16 protein-coding genes are annotated in these 16,348 nt (G+C 70.1%); 9 read left to right on the top strand and 7 right to left on the bottom strand.

What is annotated here, in order from left to right:
* Positions 1-3 precede the first annotated feature (3 nt).
* From KF737_RS01540 to KF737_RS01530, 3 genes are read right to left on the bottom strand one after another with little or no spacing between them, the layout of a single operon-like run.
* A complete protein-coding gene (locus tag KF737_RS01540) occupies positions 4-1,443 on the bottom strand; it encodes a serine hydrolase (RefSeq protein ID WP_296449657.1) in 1,440 nt (479 codons plus the stop codon).
* 41 nt (positions 1,444-1,484) lie between these two features.
* On the bottom strand, positions 1,485-3,017 hold the full coding sequence (trpE, locus tag KF737_RS01535; RefSeq protein WP_296449654.1) for an anthranilate synthase component I: 1,533 nt from the start codon (positions 3,015-3,017) through the stop codon (positions 1,485-1,487).
* Positions 3,014-4,936, bottom strand: coding sequence for a peptidylprolyl isomerase (locus tag KF737_RS01530; protein ID WP_296449651.1), 1,923 nt, complete (start codon positions 4,934-4,936; stop codon positions 3,014-3,016). The genes trpE and KF737_RS01530 overlap by 4 nt, the downstream gene beginning before the upstream one ends.
* 126 nt (positions 4,937-5,062) lie before the next feature.
* On the opposite strand from KF737_RS01530, the gene tpiA reads away from it, so the two are divergent.
* Entirely contained in the window at positions 5,063-5,806 is a 744-nt protein-coding gene (tpiA, locus tag KF737_RS01525; RefSeq protein ID WP_296449649.1) for a triose-phosphate isomerase, read from the top strand.
* 186 nt (positions 5,807-5,992) lie between these two features.
* Here tpiA and KF737_RS01520 read toward each other — a convergent pair whose 3' ends face one another.
* Positions 5,993-6,532, bottom strand: a complete 540-nt coding sequence (locus tag KF737_RS01520) for a GNAT family N-acetyltransferase (RefSeq protein WP_296449646.1) — start codon at positions 6,530-6,532, stop codon at positions 5,993-5,995.
* A 97-nt stretch (positions 6,533-6,629) separates the two neighbouring features.
* On the opposite strand from KF737_RS01520, the gene secG reads away from it, so the two are divergent.
* Together secG and KF737_RS01510 are read left to right on the top strand one after the other, a co-directional pair.
* The gene (secG, locus tag KF737_RS01515) at positions 6,630-7,121 is read left to right on the top strand and encodes a preprotein translocase subunit SecG (RefSeq protein ID WP_296449643.1); all 492 of its coding nucleotides are present in this window, start codon (positions 6,630-6,632) and stop codon (positions 7,119-7,121) included.
* Between the two features lie 77 nt (positions 7,122-7,198).
* A complete protein-coding gene (locus tag KF737_RS01510; protein ID WP_296449640.1) occupies positions 7,199-8,836 on the top strand; it encodes a CTP synthase in 1,638 nt (545 codons plus the stop codon).
* Here the strand turns inward: KF737_RS01510 and KF737_RS01505 are convergent.
* Complete coding sequence (locus tag KF737_RS01505) at positions 8,833-9,240, bottom strand: MAPEG family protein (RefSeq protein WP_296449637.1); 408 nt, start codon at positions 9,238-9,240, stop codon at positions 8,833-8,835. The two genes, KF737_RS01510 and KF737_RS01505, sit on opposite strands and share 4 nt — an antisense overlap.
* 139 nt (positions 9,241-9,379) lie before the next feature.
* On the opposite strand from KF737_RS01505, the gene rpmF reads away from it, so the two are divergent.
* Complete coding sequence (gene rpmF, locus KF737_RS01500) at positions 9,380-9,562, top strand: 50S ribosomal protein L32 (protein ID WP_293359783.1); 183 nt, start codon at positions 9,380-9,382, stop codon at positions 9,560-9,562.
* Positions 9,563-9,654: 92 nt separating this feature from the next.
* Here rpmF and KF737_RS01495 read toward each other — a convergent pair whose 3' ends face one another.
* Positions 9,655-10,428, bottom strand: a complete 774-nt coding sequence (locus KF737_RS01495; protein WP_296449634.1) for an enoyl-CoA hydratase — start codon at positions 10,426-10,428, stop codon at positions 9,655-9,657.
* Between the two features lie 120 nt (positions 10,429-10,548).
* Between KF737_RS01495 and eno the strand changes: the two genes are divergently transcribed.
* Entirely contained in the window at positions 10,549-11,829 is a 1,281-nt protein-coding gene (gene eno, locus KF737_RS01490; protein WP_296449631.1) for a phosphopyruvate hydratase, read from the top strand.
* Here eno and KF737_RS01485 read toward each other — a convergent pair.
* Entirely contained in the window at positions 11,796-12,512 is a 717-nt protein-coding gene (locus KF737_RS01485) for a PEPxxWA-CTERM sorting domain-containing protein (RefSeq protein WP_296449628.1), read from the bottom strand. The two genes, eno and KF737_RS01485, sit on opposite strands and share 34 nt — an antisense overlap.
* Positions 12,513-12,792: 280 nt before the next feature.
* On the opposite strand from KF737_RS01485, the gene KF737_RS01480 reads away from it, so the two are divergent.
* From KF737_RS01480 to pdhA, 4 genes are all read left to right on the top strand, one after another.
* Positions 12,793-13,992: a nidogen-like domain-containing protein gene (locus KF737_RS01480; protein ID WP_296449625.1), complete on the top strand. Its 1,200-nt coding sequence runs from the start codon at positions 12,793-12,795 to the stop codon at positions 13,990-13,992.
* 83 nt (positions 13,993-14,075) lie between these two features.
* On the top strand, positions 14,076-14,897 hold the full coding sequence (locus tag KF737_RS01475) for a peptidyl-prolyl cis-trans isomerase (RefSeq protein ID WP_296449622.1): 822 nt from the start codon (positions 14,076-14,078) through the stop codon (positions 14,895-14,897).
* 72 nt (positions 14,898-14,969) lie between these two features.
* Positions 14,970-15,263 (top strand): septum formation initiator family protein, encoded by a 294-nt coding sequence (locus KF737_RS01470; protein ID WP_296449617.1) that lies wholly within the window; start codon positions 14,970-14,972, stop codon positions 15,261-15,263.
* Between the two features lie 50 nt (positions 15,264-15,313).
* On the top strand, positions 15,314-16,345 hold the full coding sequence (gene pdhA / locus KF737_RS01465) for a pyruvate dehydrogenase (acetyl-transferring) E1 component subunit alpha (protein ID WP_296449614.1): 1,032 nt from the start codon (positions 15,314-15,316) through the stop codon (positions 16,343-16,345).
* Positions 16,346-16,348: the final 3 nt, after the last annotated feature.

The following is a 16,348-nucleotide window of genomic DNA, read 5'->3' as shown; positions in this document are numbered from 1 at the left end:
GGGTCAGTCAGCCTTCGGCGCGCGCAACATCTCGCCCTCGATGGCGTCGAGCAGCGGGACGGCCCCGCGGTCGATGTTCGACAGCACGACGGCGATGTAGCCGCGGTCCAGGTAGATGCGGGCCTTGGTGCTGATCCCCTTGTAGAAGCCCGAGTGGCCGACGGTGCGGCCCACCGCGCCGTCCACGGTCTCGAAGCCCGCGCCGTAGTCGCCGCCGGCTGCGCGGGTCCAGAGCTTCGCCCGCGAGGCCGGTGAGACGAGCCGTCCGGTCTGCACCGCGCGCAGGAAGCGGTGCAGGTCGCCCACGGTGGCGTAGCCGCCGCCCGCCGGGCTGCCGCGCAACGGGAAGTCGAGGGTGTTCTCGCGCCAGCCGTAGGCGCTGCCTTGCGCTCGGTAGTAGCCGACAGCGAGGCCGGGCTCCGGATCATCGGCGGCGAAGGCGCCGCTGGCCGTCATCCCAGCCGGCCGGAAGACATGGTCGCGGACGTAAGCGAAGTAGTCCTCGCCCGACGCCGAGGCGACGACGGCGCCCAGGATCAGCACGCCGGTGTTGCTGTACTCGTACTTCGTCCCGGGCTCGAAGGTGGTGTGGGCGAGGCGGGTCAGAGGCTTGTAGTCGGCCAGTTCGCGGAAGCCCGTGCGGGCCTTGTCCTTCATCGCGGTCAGGAAGTCGGGCTCCAGGCCCGACGTATGGGTCATGAGCTGCCAGACGGTGACGCGCCGGGCGACGGCGGGGTCGATCCAACCTGCGTCGAGGTAGCGGTCGATGGTGGCGGCCGGGTCCAGCTTGCCGGTCTCGATGAGCTGCGCGGCCGCCACGGCGGTGAACATCTTGTCCATCGAACCGAGGTTGAAGCGCGTGTCGGGCGTGTTGGCGACGCGGTAGCGGCGGCTGGCTTCGCCGCAGGCGTGGGTGGCCAGGACTTTGTCGCCGGCCGCCAGCAGCACGGCGCCGGAGAAGACGCCCGCCGCACAGCCACGGTCGGCGAGCTCCGCCACCCGAGCGGCGAATTGCCCCTGAGAGAGGGGTGGGCCGCTCGCTGGGACCCAGGCCGGCGCCGGGACGAGATCGAGGTTCGAGAAGCGGGGAGCCTTGTCGCCGACGAGCGGCAGGGTCGCGCCCTGTACGCCGCCGTAGACGCGGTTGCGCAGCGCGACTTCGAGAGTGGGCGCGGCGCCGGGCCGGACCCGCGCGCCCACGAGGTCGACGCCGCCGCCGCTGATCCGCCGCTGATCGGCGAAGTAGTCGATGAGGACGGGCAGTGGGACCGACGCGGCGAACTCGGGCGTCATCTGCGCCTGGAAGCGTTCGACGGCGGCGGGATCGGCGCTGTTGATCGCCTCGACGTAGACGCGGGCCAGGCCGTCGGCATCCGGCGCGGCGCGGGCCGGAACGGCGATCGCGAGGGCGACGAGGACGGACCGGACGATTTGACGGAGCATGTCGAAGAAATTACGATCGTAACTTCTCTAGTCAACCAGCTTCAGACGAACCGCCAGCTCTCCTCGGCGGCGTCGCGGAGGGCTCGGGCCTTGTGCAGGGTCTCGTCGTATTCGGCGTCGGGGTCGCTGTCGGCCACCACGCCGCCGCCGGCCTGGACGTACATGACGCCGTCCTTGAAGAGCGCGGTGCGCAGCACGATGCAGGTGTCGACGCTGCCGTCGGCGCCGAAGTAGCCGACCGCGCCGGCGTAGGCGATGCCGCGCTTCTCGATCTCCAGCTCGTCGATGATCTCCATGGCCCGCACCTTGGGCGCGCCCGACAGCGTGCCGGCGGGGAGGGCGGCCATCACCACGTCGACCGGGTCGAGGCCATCGGGCGCGTCGCCCTCGACGTTGGAGACCAGGTGCATCACCCGGGCGTAGCGCTCGACGAAGAAGCTGTCGGTGACGCGGACGCGGGGGCCCTTGGCGAGCGGCTGCGGCTCGTTGGCGCCGGCCTGCTTCAGCATGGCGACGCGGCCCACGTCGTTGCGGCCGAGGTCGAGCAGCATGAGGTGCTCGGCCCGCTCCTTGGGGTCGGCGATCAGCTCCTGTTCGAGGCGGCGGTCCTCCTCCGGCGTCGCGCCGCGCGGGCGGGTGCCGGCGATCGGGCGGATGGTGATCTTGCCGTCGCGCAGGCGGACCAGGATCTCGGGGCTGGAGCCCGCGACGTGGAAGTCGCCGAAGTCGAGGAAGAACAGGAACGGCGAGGGGTTCGAGCGGCGCAGCGACCGGTAGAGCGCGAACGGATCACGGGTGAAGGGGGCGCGGAAGCGGTGGCTGGGCACCACCTGGAAGATGTCGCCGGCGCGGATGTACGCCTTCGCCTTCTCGACGATGCCCCGGTAGGCCTCGCGGCCGACCGGCGTGGTGAAGCGGTCTGGCTCGGGCGTGGCGTCGCCCCTGAGCGGCGGCGCGGGCGTCCTGAGGTCGTCGGCGATGGCCTGGATGCGGGCGCGGGCGGCCTCGTAGGCGGCCTCGGCGGTCGCGCCGTTTGGGCGCACCGGGGTCACGACCAGGATCTCCTGGGCGATGGCGTCGAAGATCGCGACGATCGACGGGCGGGTGAGCACGCCGTCGGGCAGGCCCAGCGGGTCGGGGTTGACGTTCGGCAGGCGCTCGGCGAGCCGGATGGTGTCGTAGCCCAGGGCACCGAAGACGCCGGCGGCCATCGGCGGCAGGCCGGCCGGCATGGCGATGCGGGCGCCAGCCAGCAGGTCGCGTAGCGAGTCGAGCGCCCCGCCGGCCTGGGGCGCAAAGCGGCCGGCGGCGATGTCGGCGCCCGTGGCGATCTCGGCCTGGTCGCCGTTGCAGCGCCAGACGAGGTCCGGGTTCAGCGCGATGGCGGAGTAGCGCGCCCGGAAGGCGCCGCCCTCGACCGACTCGAAGAGGAAGGCGTACGGCTTGCCGTGGCCGATCTTCAGGAAGGCCGAGACCGGGGTCTCCAGGTCGTCGATCAGGCGCGTCCAGACGACCTGGGGGGCGCCGCCGTCGTAGGTCGATCGAAAGGCCTCGAACGGCGGCTCCAGCTTCACTTCTTCTTCTCCGCCGCGCCCTTCTTCGCCAGCGGCTCGAAGCCGGCGGCGGCGCGGGCGCGGGCCGGGTCGACCTTCACCTTCATCTTGGTGCGGGCATAGGCCTGGGCCGACTCGGCCATCTCGCGGAACAGCGCCTGGGTGAGTTCGCCGCGCTGCTGTTCGGCGATCTGGGCGGCGGTGGGGCCGGCGTCCATGTGGACGTTTCCGACCTGGCCGATGGCGATGCCGTTCGGCGCGCGGCCGACCCAGGCCTCGCCGGGCTTGGACGCGAACGCGCGGGCGAGGATCTCGCGGCCGAGCTCCGGGTGCGACTGGGCCGTCTGGCGGGTGAGGCCCGCGACGCGGGTGACCGACACGCCGGCCGAGGCGGCGGCGGCCTCGAGGCTCTCGCCCTTCTTGATCCGGGCCTCCAGGTCGTTGGCCTTGGCTTCGAGCGCCTTGACGATCTCTCGCTGGGTCCACGCCTGGGTGAGCTCGCTCCGGATCTCCTCCAGCGGGCGCACGTGGGGCGGGACGATCCGGTCGACCTTCACCGCGAAGTAGGCGCCTTCGCCCAGGTCGGTGATCTCGCTTTCGCCGCCGGGCGGCAGGCCGAACGCGGTTTCCAGGATCTTGGGCGGGAAGCCCTGGAGCTGGCGGCCCTGGTCGTCGACGCCCTGGGCGCTGATCGGGCCGATCGTCTGCACGGTCACGCCGGCCTTGGCGGCGGCGTCCGCCATCGACGCGCCGCCCTGGTGGGCGTCGTCATAGGCCTGGGTCTGGGCGTAGACCTTCTCGGCGACCATGTCCTTGCGGATCTCGGCCTCGAGCATCGGGCGGGCCTCCTCGAGGGTGACCTCGCGGCCCGGGGTGACGGTGGCCACCTTCACGACGGCGAGGCCCAGGTCGCCCTGGACGGCGGACACCTGGCCGGCCTGCATCCTGAACGCGGCCTGGCCCACCTTGCGGTCGGCGACGGCGGTCAGGGGCTTCTCGTCGTAGGTGATGGCGTCGACGCCCAGCGACTTGGCGATGGCGGCGGGCGCCTCGCCCTTCTGCAGCCGCGCGACCGTGGCCTGGGCGGCGGCCTGGTCCTTCACCGGGATCTGCACCAGGGTGCGGGTCTCGGGCTTGGAGAGCGTGTCCTTGCGGAACTGGTAGCGCTTGTCGAGTTCGGCCGCGTCGATCGGCGCGGTCGTCGCGGCCTGCGCGCCCTGGGGCGTGAACGGCACGACGGTGATGACCCGGGTCTCGGGCACCGTGAGCGCCTGCTTGTTCTCGTTGATGAAGGCCTGAAGCTGCGCGTCGGTGGGCTTGGGCGGCGCCGGCACATTGCCGGGAGTCAGCACGAAGTAGGAGAGGTCGCGGCTCTCCAGGGCGAACACCGCGGCCAGCGCGCCATAGCTGCGCGGCGCGGCCAGGCCGTTCTGGACCGAGACGGCCCAGTGCTGGGTCGCCATCTCGTCGCGGAGCACGGCGTCGAACTCGTGCGGGCGCAGGCCGTTCTCGCCCAGGCGCTGCTGGAAGGTCTTCTTGTCGAAGCGGCCCGAGATCGGGTCGAAGAAGGCGGGGATCTTCTCGATCTGCTCCAGGACCAGCTTGTCCGAGGGGCGGACGCCGGCCTTCTGCAGCAGGGCGGAGAAGGCCTCGCGGGTCGCGACGCCCTGCAGGACCATGGTGTCGAGCTTGTTCTGCTCGGCCATCTCGGGCGTGATCGGCTGGCCCTGCTGCTGCTCGATGCGCTTCTTCTGGTTGTCGTACTCGCGCTTGAACGCCTGCGAATCGACGGTGCGCGAGCCGACCTTGATCACCCAGTCGCCGGCCACGGCGTTCATGCCGACCTGGTTGCCGCCCCAGGCGACGAAGCTGATCGCGAGGACGCCCATCAGGATCTTGGCGGGCCAGGACTTCGCGAAGTTTCGGATACCGGCGAGCATAGGGTGGTGGTCCTCGGGAACGGGCTAGCGCGCCGGTATAGGGGAGACGCCTTCGCCGGGGCAAGCGCGTGACAGCGGGGCCGGCATGGCTTAACCGCGCGGCTTCATGTCACGCGAGGGTATGGAATGACTGCGCCGCGGCCGCTGATCGCTGGGAACTGGAAGATGAACGGCCTGGCGGCCTCGCTCGCGGAGGCGAAGGCGGTGGCCGCGGGGATCGGCGCCACGACGGCCCGGGTGGCGCTCTGCCCGTCGGCCACTCTGGTCGCCCAGATGGCGTGGGCGCTGAAGGACAGCGCCGTGCTGGTGGGCGGGCAGGACTGCCACCCGGACGCCTCGGGCGCCCACACCGGCGACGTGGCGGCCGAGCAACTGGCGGACGCCGGCGCGAAGCTGGTGATCGTCGGCCACTCCGAGCGGCGGGCCGACCATGGCGAGACGGACGCCGTCGTGGCGGCGAAGACGCTGGCGTCGCTCAGGGCCGGGCTGGAGCCCATCGTCTGCGTCGGCGAGACGCTGGCGCAGCGCAAGGCGGGCGACACGCTGGCGGTGGTGACCGGGCAGGTGAGAGGCTCCCTGCCCGCCGAACTCGCAGGGAAGGCGTTCTCGGTGGCGTACGAGCCGGTCTGGGCCATCGGCACGGGGCTCACGCCCACGACGCCGGAGATCGAGGATGTCCACCGGGCGATCCGCGCGACGCTGGTCGAGCTGTTCGGCGAGGCGGGCCGCGGGGTTCCGATCCTCTACGGCGGCTCGGTGAAGCCCTCGAACGCCGCCGAGATCCTGCACGCGGACGAAGTCGGCGGCGCCCTGGTCGGCGGCGCCTCCCTGAAGGCCGACGACTTCCTGGGGATCATCCGGGCGATCTAGGTTTTGCCTCCCCCCTCGAACGTCATGGCCGGGCCTGTCCCGGCCATCCAGACGCGCCGACGTGGGGAAAGGCCCCCGGGGTGCGCGCCCCTGCGAACTGTTCGGGATCGGTGTCTCTGGATGGCCGGGACAGGCCCGGCCATGACGTTCATAACGGGGGAGGAGAGGGGCGCGCGGACCGTGCTTCTACAGCAGGAGGCCGTAGAGGCGGCAGTCGCGGCGTTCGCCGTCGCGCAGGACGTGGCCGCGCAGCAGGCCTTCTTCGGCGAAGCCCAGGCGGGTGAGCAGGGCCTCGGAGCGGCGATTGCCCAGGTGGGTGCGGGCGACCAGCTTGCGGACGCCGCCCACGCCGGCGAAGGCCACGACCGCCTGCATGGCCTCCAGCGCATAGCCCTGGCCCCAGGCCTCGCGGCCGAGCATGAAGCCCACCTCGGCGCGGCGGTGCCAGCGGTCGATGTCGGAGAGGTCGCAACTGCCGAGGAAGGCGCCGTCGGCCAGGGTGCGCATCGCCCAGTAGATCGACCTGCCCTCGTCCATGCCCAGGACCTGGCTCTCCACGATCCGGGCCACGATGTCGGGGTCGTCGATCTCGGAGACGTCCCAGTAGGCCATGACCTCCGGATCGCCCATGATCGGGAAGAGATGGCCGGCGTCGGAGGCGAGCAGCGGCGCGAGCCGCAACCGCTCGGTCTCCAGGATCGGCAGACGCGTCGGATCGAGAATCATTCCAGCCCCGCCCGCGCCATTGGATCATGAGGCGTGACGCACTAGCTATGGCGTTCAGCCGGGCGCGGTGATAGAGCGCGCGCTTCATTTCGGCGGGGTGTGTCCGCTTGAAACGCACCCGGCCCGCGGAAAGTCGAACCTGATGCTGCTGAACCTGCTGCTGGTGATCGAGGTCATCGTCGCCTTCTTCCTCGTGGTCGTGGTGCTGTTGCAGCGCTCCGAGGGCGGCGGCTTCGTCTCGGGCGGCACGGGTTCGCTGATGTCGGTCCGCGGCGCGGGCGACCTGCTCACCCGCACGACGTGGATCCTGGGCACGGTCTTCTTCGTGCTGGGCCTGCTCTTGACCATCGTGGCCGGACGCGAGCGCGGCGCGGCCTCGGTCGTCGACCGGATGAAGGTCAACGCGATCAACCCGGCCGAGCTCAACAAGTCGATGCCGCAGCAGCCGGCCGGCGGCGCGCCCGCGCCGTCCGCCACGCCGGCCCCCACCGCGCCCGGCCCGCTGACCGCGCCGGCGCCCAGCATCAACAGCCCGTTCGGCGCGCTGCCGTCGGCCGAGCCGGCCCCGGCTCAGCCCGCCAAGAAGTAGTGCGTCTCCGCAAGAGGCTGGGGACAACGGGAATCACGGAGTCCGCCGCGCGCGAATCGCGGCTAACCTGAACGCCCATGGCCCGGTACATTTTCATCACCGGCGGCGTGGTCTCCTCACTTGGCAAGGGTCTCGCGTCAGCCGCGCTCGGCGCCCTTTTGCAGGCGCGGGGCTACAAGGTCCGCCTCCGCAAGCTCGACCCGTATCTGAATGTGGATCCGGGCACGATGAGCCCCACCCAGCACGGCGAGGTGTTCGTCACCGACGACGGCGCCGAGACCGACCTAGACCTCGGCCACTACGAGCGGTTCACGGGCGTCAACGCCACCAAGAACGACAACATCACCACCGGCCAGATCTACAAGAAGATCATCGAGAAGGAGCGGCGGGGCGACTACCTGGGCGCGACGGTGCAGGTGATCCCGCACGTCACCGGCGAGATCAAGGACTTCGTCCTCTCCGATCCGGGCGAAGGCGTGGACTTCGTGCTCGTCGAGGTGGGCGGCACGGTCGGCGACATCGAGGGCCTGCCGTTCTTCGAGGCCATCCGCCAGCTCGGCCAGGAACTGCCGCGCGGCCACGCCTGCTTCATCCACCTGACGCTGCTGCCCTACATCAAGACCGCCGGCGAGATGAAGACGAAGCCGACGCAGCACTCGGTGAAGGAGCTGCGCTCGATCGGCATCCAGCCCGACATCCTGCTCTGCCGCTGCGAGATGCCGATCCCGGAGGGCGAGCGCAGGAAGCTGGGCCTGTTCTGCAACGTGCGCCCCAGCGCCGTCATCCAGGCGATGGACTCGGCCAGCATCTACTCGGTCCCGCTGGACTATCACCGCGAGGGCCTGGACACCGAGGTGCTGGACGTCTTCGGCCTGCGCGACGCGCCGGCGCCGGACCTGACGAAGTGGGAACAGATCGACCACCGGCTGCGCCACCCGGACGGCGAGGTGAACATCGCCATCGTCGGCAAGTACACGGCGCTGACCGACGCCTACAAGTCGCTGATCGAGGCCCTGGTCCACGGCGGCGTGGCGAACAACGTCCGGGTCAAGTTCGACTGGATCGAGGGCGAGGTCTTCGAGAAGGAGGAGGCGCTGATCGCCGAGCGGCTGAACAGCGTCCACGGCGTGCTGGTGCCCGGCGCGTTCGGCGAGCGCGGCTCGGAGGGCATGATCCGCTCGGTGCAGTTCGCCCGCGAGCACGCGGTGCCGTACTTCGGCATCTGCTTCGGCATGCAGATGGCGATGATCGAGGCGGCGCGGAACCTGGCCGGCCTGCGCCAGGCCTCGTCCACCGAGTTCGGGCCCACCTCGGAGCCGATCGTCGGCCTGATGACCGAGTGGGTGAAGGGCAACGAAAAGGAGACCCGCAACGAGGGCGGCGAGCTGGGCGGCACCATGCGCTGCGGCGCCTATGAGGCCATCCTGACCCCGGGCAGCCGGGTGGCCGACATCTACGGCGCGTCGAACATCTCGGAGCGGCACCGCCACCGCTACGAGGTGAACATCGCCTATCGCGACGCCATCGAGAGGACGGGGCTGAAGTTCACGGGCCTCTCGCCCGACGGCGTGCTGCCCGAGCTCTGCGAGCGCCAGGACCACCCCTGGTTCGTGGGCGTGCAGTACCATCCCGAGCTCAAGAGCCGCCCGTTCGACCCGCACCCCCTGTTCGCGAGCTTCATCGCCGCGGCCCGCGACCGGAGCCGGCTGGTCTAGGCGAAGAACAGGAGCCAGAAGGCCATCAGGACGCCGTTCGAGACCGCGTAGACGATCAGCCGGTGCAGGACGTTGTTGTAGGTGAGGTGGACCGCGGAGTGGACGACGCGCAGGGCGACGTAGGCCCAGGCCAGGACCAGGGCCGCCTGGTCCAGCCGCCCGGCCACGAAGTACATCAGCCCGGCCACGTAGAAGAGCACCGGCAGCTCGAGCAGGTTCATGAGGTTGCGGTTCGGGATCGAGACGTCGCCGGGCACTGCGGGCGATTCGCCGAACCTGAAGTCGTCGCGCGTCACGCGGCCGGCGAAGGCGGCGCGGAAGCGGCGCACGGGGATCAGTCCGAGCACGAGGAAGGTCAGGAGCGCCAGGGCCCCCATCGGTGCGAAGATCAGTTCCTGCGGCATGGCGCCCCCTCCGTCTCGCTTACGGCGTAAAGCATAATCCCGGCGGGTTGATCATGCACGGGGTTTCATGCATAAGCCCCCGCTCACGCAGGCGGCCCATCCGGCCGCCGCAAACATTTTCACGCCGTAGAGACCTCCGATGGCTGTTCCTAAACGCAAAACTTCGCCGTCGCGGCGTAACATGCGCCGGTCGCACCACGCGCTCGGCCCCAACACCTTCCACGAAGACAAGGAAACGGGCGAGCTGAAGCGTCCGCACCACGTCGACCTGAAGACCGGCATGTACAAGGGCCGCCAGGTCCTGACGCCGAAGGAAGACTGACGCCGCGACAGGCGTCGTCCGACGACTTCCGAAGCGCCGGCCACAAGGCCGGCGTTTTGCGTTACGGCCTCCCGCGAAGCGGGGGGAGGGCGCTACTGCGTCCGGCCGCGGGCCTGGACCTTCTCGCGGCGGGCGGCGACCATCTCGGGGGTGACCTCGCGGTTGTGGACGACCGAGCGCTGGTGCTCCAGCTCCAGGCCCTCGCCGAGGGTGGTGGCGTAGCCGTCGTCGATCATGGCCTTGTAGGTCACCAGCATGTCGGCCTCGATCGAGGCCATCTCTGAAGCGAGCTGGAGGGCGGCAGGCATCAGGTCGCCTGCGGGCACGACGCGGTTCACGAGGCCCCAGTCGTAGGCCTGCCGGGCCGACAGGAAGTTGCCGGTCAGCGACAGCTCCTTGGCGCGATAGGGGCCGATGGCGCGGCTGAGCTTCTGCGACAGCCCCCAGCCGGGCGTGATGCCGACGCGGGCGTGGGTGTCGGCGAAGCGGGCGTTCTCGGAGCAGATGAGCACGTCGCAGGCCAGCGCCACCTCGAAGCCGCCGGTGATGGCGACGCCGTTGATCGCCCCGATGATCGGCTTGGAGCACGAGAGCACCGCGCGCGCGGGGTTCTCGGCCGGGTCGGTGGCGTTGGCCGCGCCCATGCCCAGGGGATCGGTGGACAGCTCCTTCAGGTCGAGGCCGGCGGTAAAGGCGCGGTCGCCCGCGCCGGTCAGCACGATGACCTTCACCGAGTCGTCGGCGTCCAGCGCCTGGATGGCGCGCTGGAGTTCGGCGCGCAGGGCCTTCGACAGCGCGTTCATCGCCTCGGGACGGTTCAGGGTGACGACGGCGACGCCCTCGGACGGCTTCTCGACCAGCAGCATGGGGAACTCCTTCTCGGGCGCGCATGGGCCCGGTCGCGCCACGGCAGTCAAGCCGGCGACATTGCCCCTGTCATCGAAGCTGGCTAAGGGTCCGGCCCGCCCAGCCGCCGAGAGGACCCCATGACCGAGATCGTCGACATCACCGCCCGCGAGATCCTGGACAGCCGGGGCAACCCCACGGTCGAGGTGGACGTGATCCTCGAGGACGGCTCGATGGGCCGCGCCGCGGTGCCGTCCGGCGCGTCGACCGGCGCGCACGAGGCGGTCGAGAAGCGCGACGGCGACAAGGGCCGCTACGGCGGCAAGGGCGTGCTCCAGGCCGTCGAGGCGGTGAACGGCGAGATCTACGACGCGCTGTCGGGCAGCGACGCCGAGGACCAGCGCCGGATCGACCGCATGCTGATCGACCTCGACGGCACGAAGAACAAGGCCCGCCTGGGCGCCAACGCCATCCTGGGGGTCAGCCTGGCGACGGCGAAGGCGGCGGCGAGCTCGGCGGCGCTGCCGCTCTACAAGTACGTTGGCGGCGTCTCGGCCCGCGTCCTGCCGGTGCCGATGATGAACATCATCAACGGCGGCGCGCATGCGGATAACCCCATCGACATCCAGGAGTTCATGATCCTGCCGACCGGCGCGGCGACCTTCGCCGAGGGCCTGCGCACCGGCGCCGAGATCTTCCATGCGCTGAAGGCGCAGTTGAAGGCGGCCGGCCACAACACCAACGTGGGCGACGAAGGCGGCTTCGCCCCCAACATCGGCTCGGCCGAGGCGGCGCTGGAGTTCATCGTCAAGGCGGGCGAGAGCGCTGGCTACAAGGTGGGCCAGGACTTCCAGCTCGGCCTCGACGTGGCCTCCACCGAGTTCTTCAAGGACGGCCGATACGTCATGGAAGGCGAGGGCAAGACGGTCGATCCGGCTGGCATGGTCGACTACCTGGCGGACCTGGTGGCGAAGTTCCCGATCGTCAGCATCGAGGACGGCTGCGGCGAGGACGACTTCGAAGGCTGGAAGCTGCTCACCGACAGGCTGGGCGGCAAGGTGCAACTGGTGGGCGACGACCTCTTCGTCACCAACCCCGAGCGCCTGTCGATGGGCATCGGCAAGGGCCTGGCCAACTCGATCCTGGTGAAGGTGAACCAGATCGGCACCCTCAGCGAGACGCTGGACGCCGTCGATATGGCGCAGCGCAACAGCTACACGGCCGTGATGAGCCACCGCTCGGGCGAGACCGAGGATTCCACGATCGCCGACCTGGCGGTGGCCACCAACTGCGGGCAGATCAAGACGGGCTCGCTGGCCCGCTCGGACCGCACGGCCAAGTACAACCAGCTCCTGCGCATCGAGGAGGAACTGGGCGACCAGGCGGTCTATGCGGGCAAGGGCGCGCTGCGGCGGCTCTGAGCGCGGCGCAGGGCGGAGCCTGCGGCGCCGAAGCCCAGGATCAGCAGCGCCCAGGCGGCGGGCTCGGGCACGGTGGCCGGCGGGAGGTCGATCTCGGCCTGGGTGCGCGAACCGACGCCGGTCAACGTGATCGTGTAGGCGCCCGTCCGGTGCTGGCTGTAGCCGAACCAGCCTGTCAGCGGCCCTTCGAGGCCGCCCGTCGGCTGATGGTCGAAGGGCCCGTCGGCGAACGTCGGGTGGATCGAGAACAGGTTGAAGGCGAGGAAGTAGTCGCCCGCCGCCAGCCCGGCGAAATCGCCCAGGGCGAACCGGGGGTTGAAGCCGTCGTAGTCGTCGCTGTACCCGACCAGGATCCCGGCGGCGTCGAACAGGAAGAGTTCGGTGTCGTCGTGCGGGAAGGTGTCCCCGTCGAAGTCCTCGAACAGGTCGTGGGTGGTGGCGCTCGCCGAGAACAGCGCCGGGTTGGTGATCGTGATCCGGTACATGTCGGTGTCCGGGACGAAGGTCCCGTCCGTGGCCAGATTGCCGAGATAGCCGTTGATCGTGGCCACGTAGCCGCTCGTGACCTGGGCCGTCGCGAGCGATTGGCCGGCGTCGCCGACCTCGTTGACGGCCTGCGCGGCCGCGGGTCCGGCGATCAGCGCAGACCCGAGAAGCACGGCCTGCAGCGTTCTGGAAAACATGACTTACCCCCAAACAGGATCGAACCGCCCTGGAGGAAGCCCGGCGCGGCGGGTGCGGGAAGGGGCGTCGGCGCGCAATCGGTTGCACGAAGTTGCACGGGCGCGGCGGCGGCCGGGACCGCTCGCGCCTTCGTTGCCTGCCCCCCTTGATTTCTCCCCAGGGGGGAACTGGTTTGACGTGGTGAGGATCCCTTAACCTTACTTCGTGCTGCGGCCGACCGTCGAGGCGGGGGGCCGATAGTCAGGGGCTGGAGGGCTTGTCTTGCGAAAGTCGATATGGATGGCCATCGCGATGGCCGGAACGCTGGTGGCGACCAGCGCCAGTGCGATCGAGCTGCGCGCCGCGATGGGCGGCGACGCGGGGTACGGGGAAGGTCTGGCCCGGAACGACGACGGCTCCGCGGGGCCGTTGCCGATGCCGTTCTCGATCAACTTCTTCGGGCAGACCTACGATCACTTCTATCTGAACAACAACGGCAACATCACGTTCACGAGCTCGCTGGGCAGCTATACGCCGGTCTCGTTCCCGGTGACCAACCAGCCGATGATCGCGCCGTTCTGGGCCGACGTGGACACGCGCTGCGACACCTGCGGGCTCGCCTATTCGGGTTCGGCCGGGCCGAACCAGTTCTCGGTGACCTGGCACGACGTGGGCTACTACAGCCAGCACTCCGACCTGACCAACGACTTCCAGCTCACCATCTTCGACCGCAGCGACACGGGCGAGGGGAACTTCGACATCGAGTTCCGCTACAACCGTCTCCAGTGGACGACGGGTGACGTCAGCGGCGGCGTGCCGGCGCAGGCCGGCTACGATGCGGGCGACGGCGAGAACTACTTCAAGCTGCCGGGCTCGTTCACCGAAGACGTGGTGAAGCTCGCCGACACCAGCAACGTGAGCGGCGAGACCCCCGGGCTCTGGTTCTTCAACATCCGGAACGGCGCGCTGGCCGACGGCGCGACGCCCGAGACGGCGCTGGTGCCGACGGTCGTCACCGACAGCGGCGGCTACCAGTTCGACTTCATGGTCGCGGAGAACCAGCGGATCTTCATCGACCCCCTGGTGGCCATCGGCTACGACTACGAACTGCTCAGCGGGCCCAACATCCTGAGCGCGCTGTTCCCCATCCTGTCCGGGCAGTCGGACCCCTACCTCCTGTACGCGCTGAACGGCGATTTCCTGGGCTCGGTCTTCGGCGGCAACGTGTTCAACTTCGGCGCCGGCGGGGTGAGCGGCTTCCGTCTCCGCGGCATCGACCCGGACATCGCGCTCGATCCGAACTACAGCCAGGCGTTCGTCACCGGCCTCACCTTCGCGGTGGCGAACGGGCCGACGCAGATCTCGATCCTGCAGACGCCGGTGACCTTCGACACGGGCGGCGTGCCTGAGCCGGCGACCTGGACGATGCTGATCCTGGGCTTCGGCGCTGTCGGCGCGGCCCTGCGGTCGCGTCGCCGCACGGCGGCGGCCTGGGCCTGATCGCGGGTTGAATCCCGGGCGGCGCCGGCGGACAACCTCCGCCGGCGCCGTTTCTGTTTGCGCCGCACCCGAGGGAGGAATCCTTGCACGTCACCAAGGCGGCGGTCGCCGCGGGCCTGGCCGTCCTGATCGCGGCCGGCTGCAACAAGATCGGGGCCGCGCCGAGCGGACCCGTGGCCGCGACCGTCAACGGCGAGGCGATCACGGTGAGCCAGCTCGACGCCGAGCTGAAGGCGTCCGAGACGCCGAACGCGACCGACCCGAAGGTGCGCAACGCCGCCCTGCAACGGATCGTCGCCCGCAAGCTCCTCGCGCAGTCGGCCCGTGAGCAGAAGCTGACCGACGCCCCCGGCGCGGCGCTGCTGAAGGCGGCCGCGGTCGAGACCTGGGAGGCGAGCCTGGCCCAGGCCCGGGCGGTCGCCGGGCCCGACCCGACGCCGGAAGAGGCGAAGGCCTACATGGCGGCGCACCCCGAGCTCTTCGCCGGCCGCACCGCCTACCTCGTGGACCAGCTCGTCCTGCCCGGACAGCCGCCGGAGGCGGTCGCCCGGGCGCTCGAGCCGGCCAACACGCTCGAGGCCGTGGAAGCGGTGCTGAAGCAGTACAATTCGCCCTATCGGCGGGGCACGGCCGAGCTCGACAGCCTGAGCGCGCCGCCCGAGCTGGTCCGGAAGGTCGCCGGCCTGGCGCCGGGGGAGCTGTTCGTGCTGCCCGCCCGGCAGGGGCTGACGATCAACCGCGTCCGCGCCTCCAAGGTCCAGCCGGTCACCGGCGACGCCGCCGTCGGCCTGGCCCAGGGGATGCTGCGCGACAGGCGCCGCGGCCAGGCGCTGGACACCCTCGTGAAGAGGCTCGACGGCGCGGCGAAGGTGACCTACGGCGAGGGCTTCGCCGCGCCGAAGTGAGGCGGCCGGCATGGTTAGCGCGCCGTTAGGGAATTCGGCGCGACAAAGGCCAAACGCCCGTTGGGAATCGCCGTGCTCGCAAGTCTGCGCCCGTACCTTTCGACCGCCTTCCTGGCGCTGCTGATCTTCTACTTCGGATTCCACGCGTTCACGGGCGACGCCGGGCTGCTGCAGTCCGACAAGCGCGACGCGACGCTGATCGCCAAGACCCAGGAACTGCGGCTCCTCGCCGCCCAGCGGCACGATCTCGAGGTCCGCGCCCAGCTTCTGCGCGACGAGAGCCTGTCGGCCGACCTCCTGGAGGAAAGAGCGCGGTCCCTGCTAGGCTTCGCGGACCCAAGGGACTATGTGATCAGGATGAAGTGACGGATCGTCGCAGGACGATCTTTCGACATCGAACGATCACGGGGTGATGCATGGCGCGTCAGGCGACGGCTGCGGCCGGTCGACGGAAGCCGGGCGGGGCTGAGAAGCCCGCGGCCGGCAAGGACGAGCTTCTCAAATATTATCGCCAGATGCTGCTCATCCGCCGCTTCGAGGAGCGGGCGGGCCAGTTGTACGGCATGGGCCTGATCGGGGGCTTCTGCCACCTCTACATCGGCCAGGAGGCGATCGCCGTCGGCTGCGAGGCCGCCAAGAAGCCCGGCGACCAGATGATCACCGGCTATCGCGACCACGGCCACATGCTGGTCTGCGGCATGGACCCCAGGGAGGTCATGGCCGAGCTGACCGGGCGCTCCGGCGGCTCGTCCAAGGGCAAGGGCGGGTCGATGCACATGTTCTCGACCGAGGCGGCCTTCTACGGCGGCCACGGGATCGTGGGCGCGCAGGTGTCGCTGGGCACGGGCCTGGCCTTCGCCAACGCCTACCGCGGCGACGGCAAGGTCTGCTTCGCCTACTACGGCGACGGCGCGGCGAACCAGGGCCAGGTCTACGAGAGCTTCAACATGGCCCAGGTCTGGAAGCTGCCGGTCGTCTACTGCATCGAGAACAACGAGTACGCGATGGGCACCGCCATCGACCGCTCGTCCTCCGAGACCAAGCTCTTCAGGCGCGGCATCTCGTTCAACATCCCGGGCGAGGAAGTGGACGGGATGGACGTGCTGGCCGTGAAGGCCGCCGCCGAGCGGGCCTGCGAGCACTGCCGCGCGGGCAAGGGGCCCTACATCCTGGAGCTCAAGACCTACCGCTACCGCGGCCACTCGATGAGCGACCCGGCGAAGTACCGCACCCGGGAGGAGGTCGACGAGGTGCGCAAGACCCGCGACCCGATCGACCACGTCGAGGAACTGCTGGAGAAGAACGGCTGGGCCGACGAGGCGGCGCTGAAGGCCATCGACGCCGAGGTGAAGAAGATCGTCGCCGACGCCGCGGAATTCGCCCGCACCAGCCCCGAGCCGGAGCCCGCCGAGCTCTACACCGATGTCTATATCGCGACGGGGGCCTGAGCC

The sequence above is a fragment of the Phenylobacterium sp. genome, from assembly GCF_019636135.1.
GTDB lineage: Bacteria > Pseudomonadota > Alphaproteobacteria > Caulobacterales > Caulobacteraceae > Phenylobacterium.
Note: the sequence above shows the minus strand (reverse complement) of the source record. Positions and strands in the feature narration are given on the sequence as shown.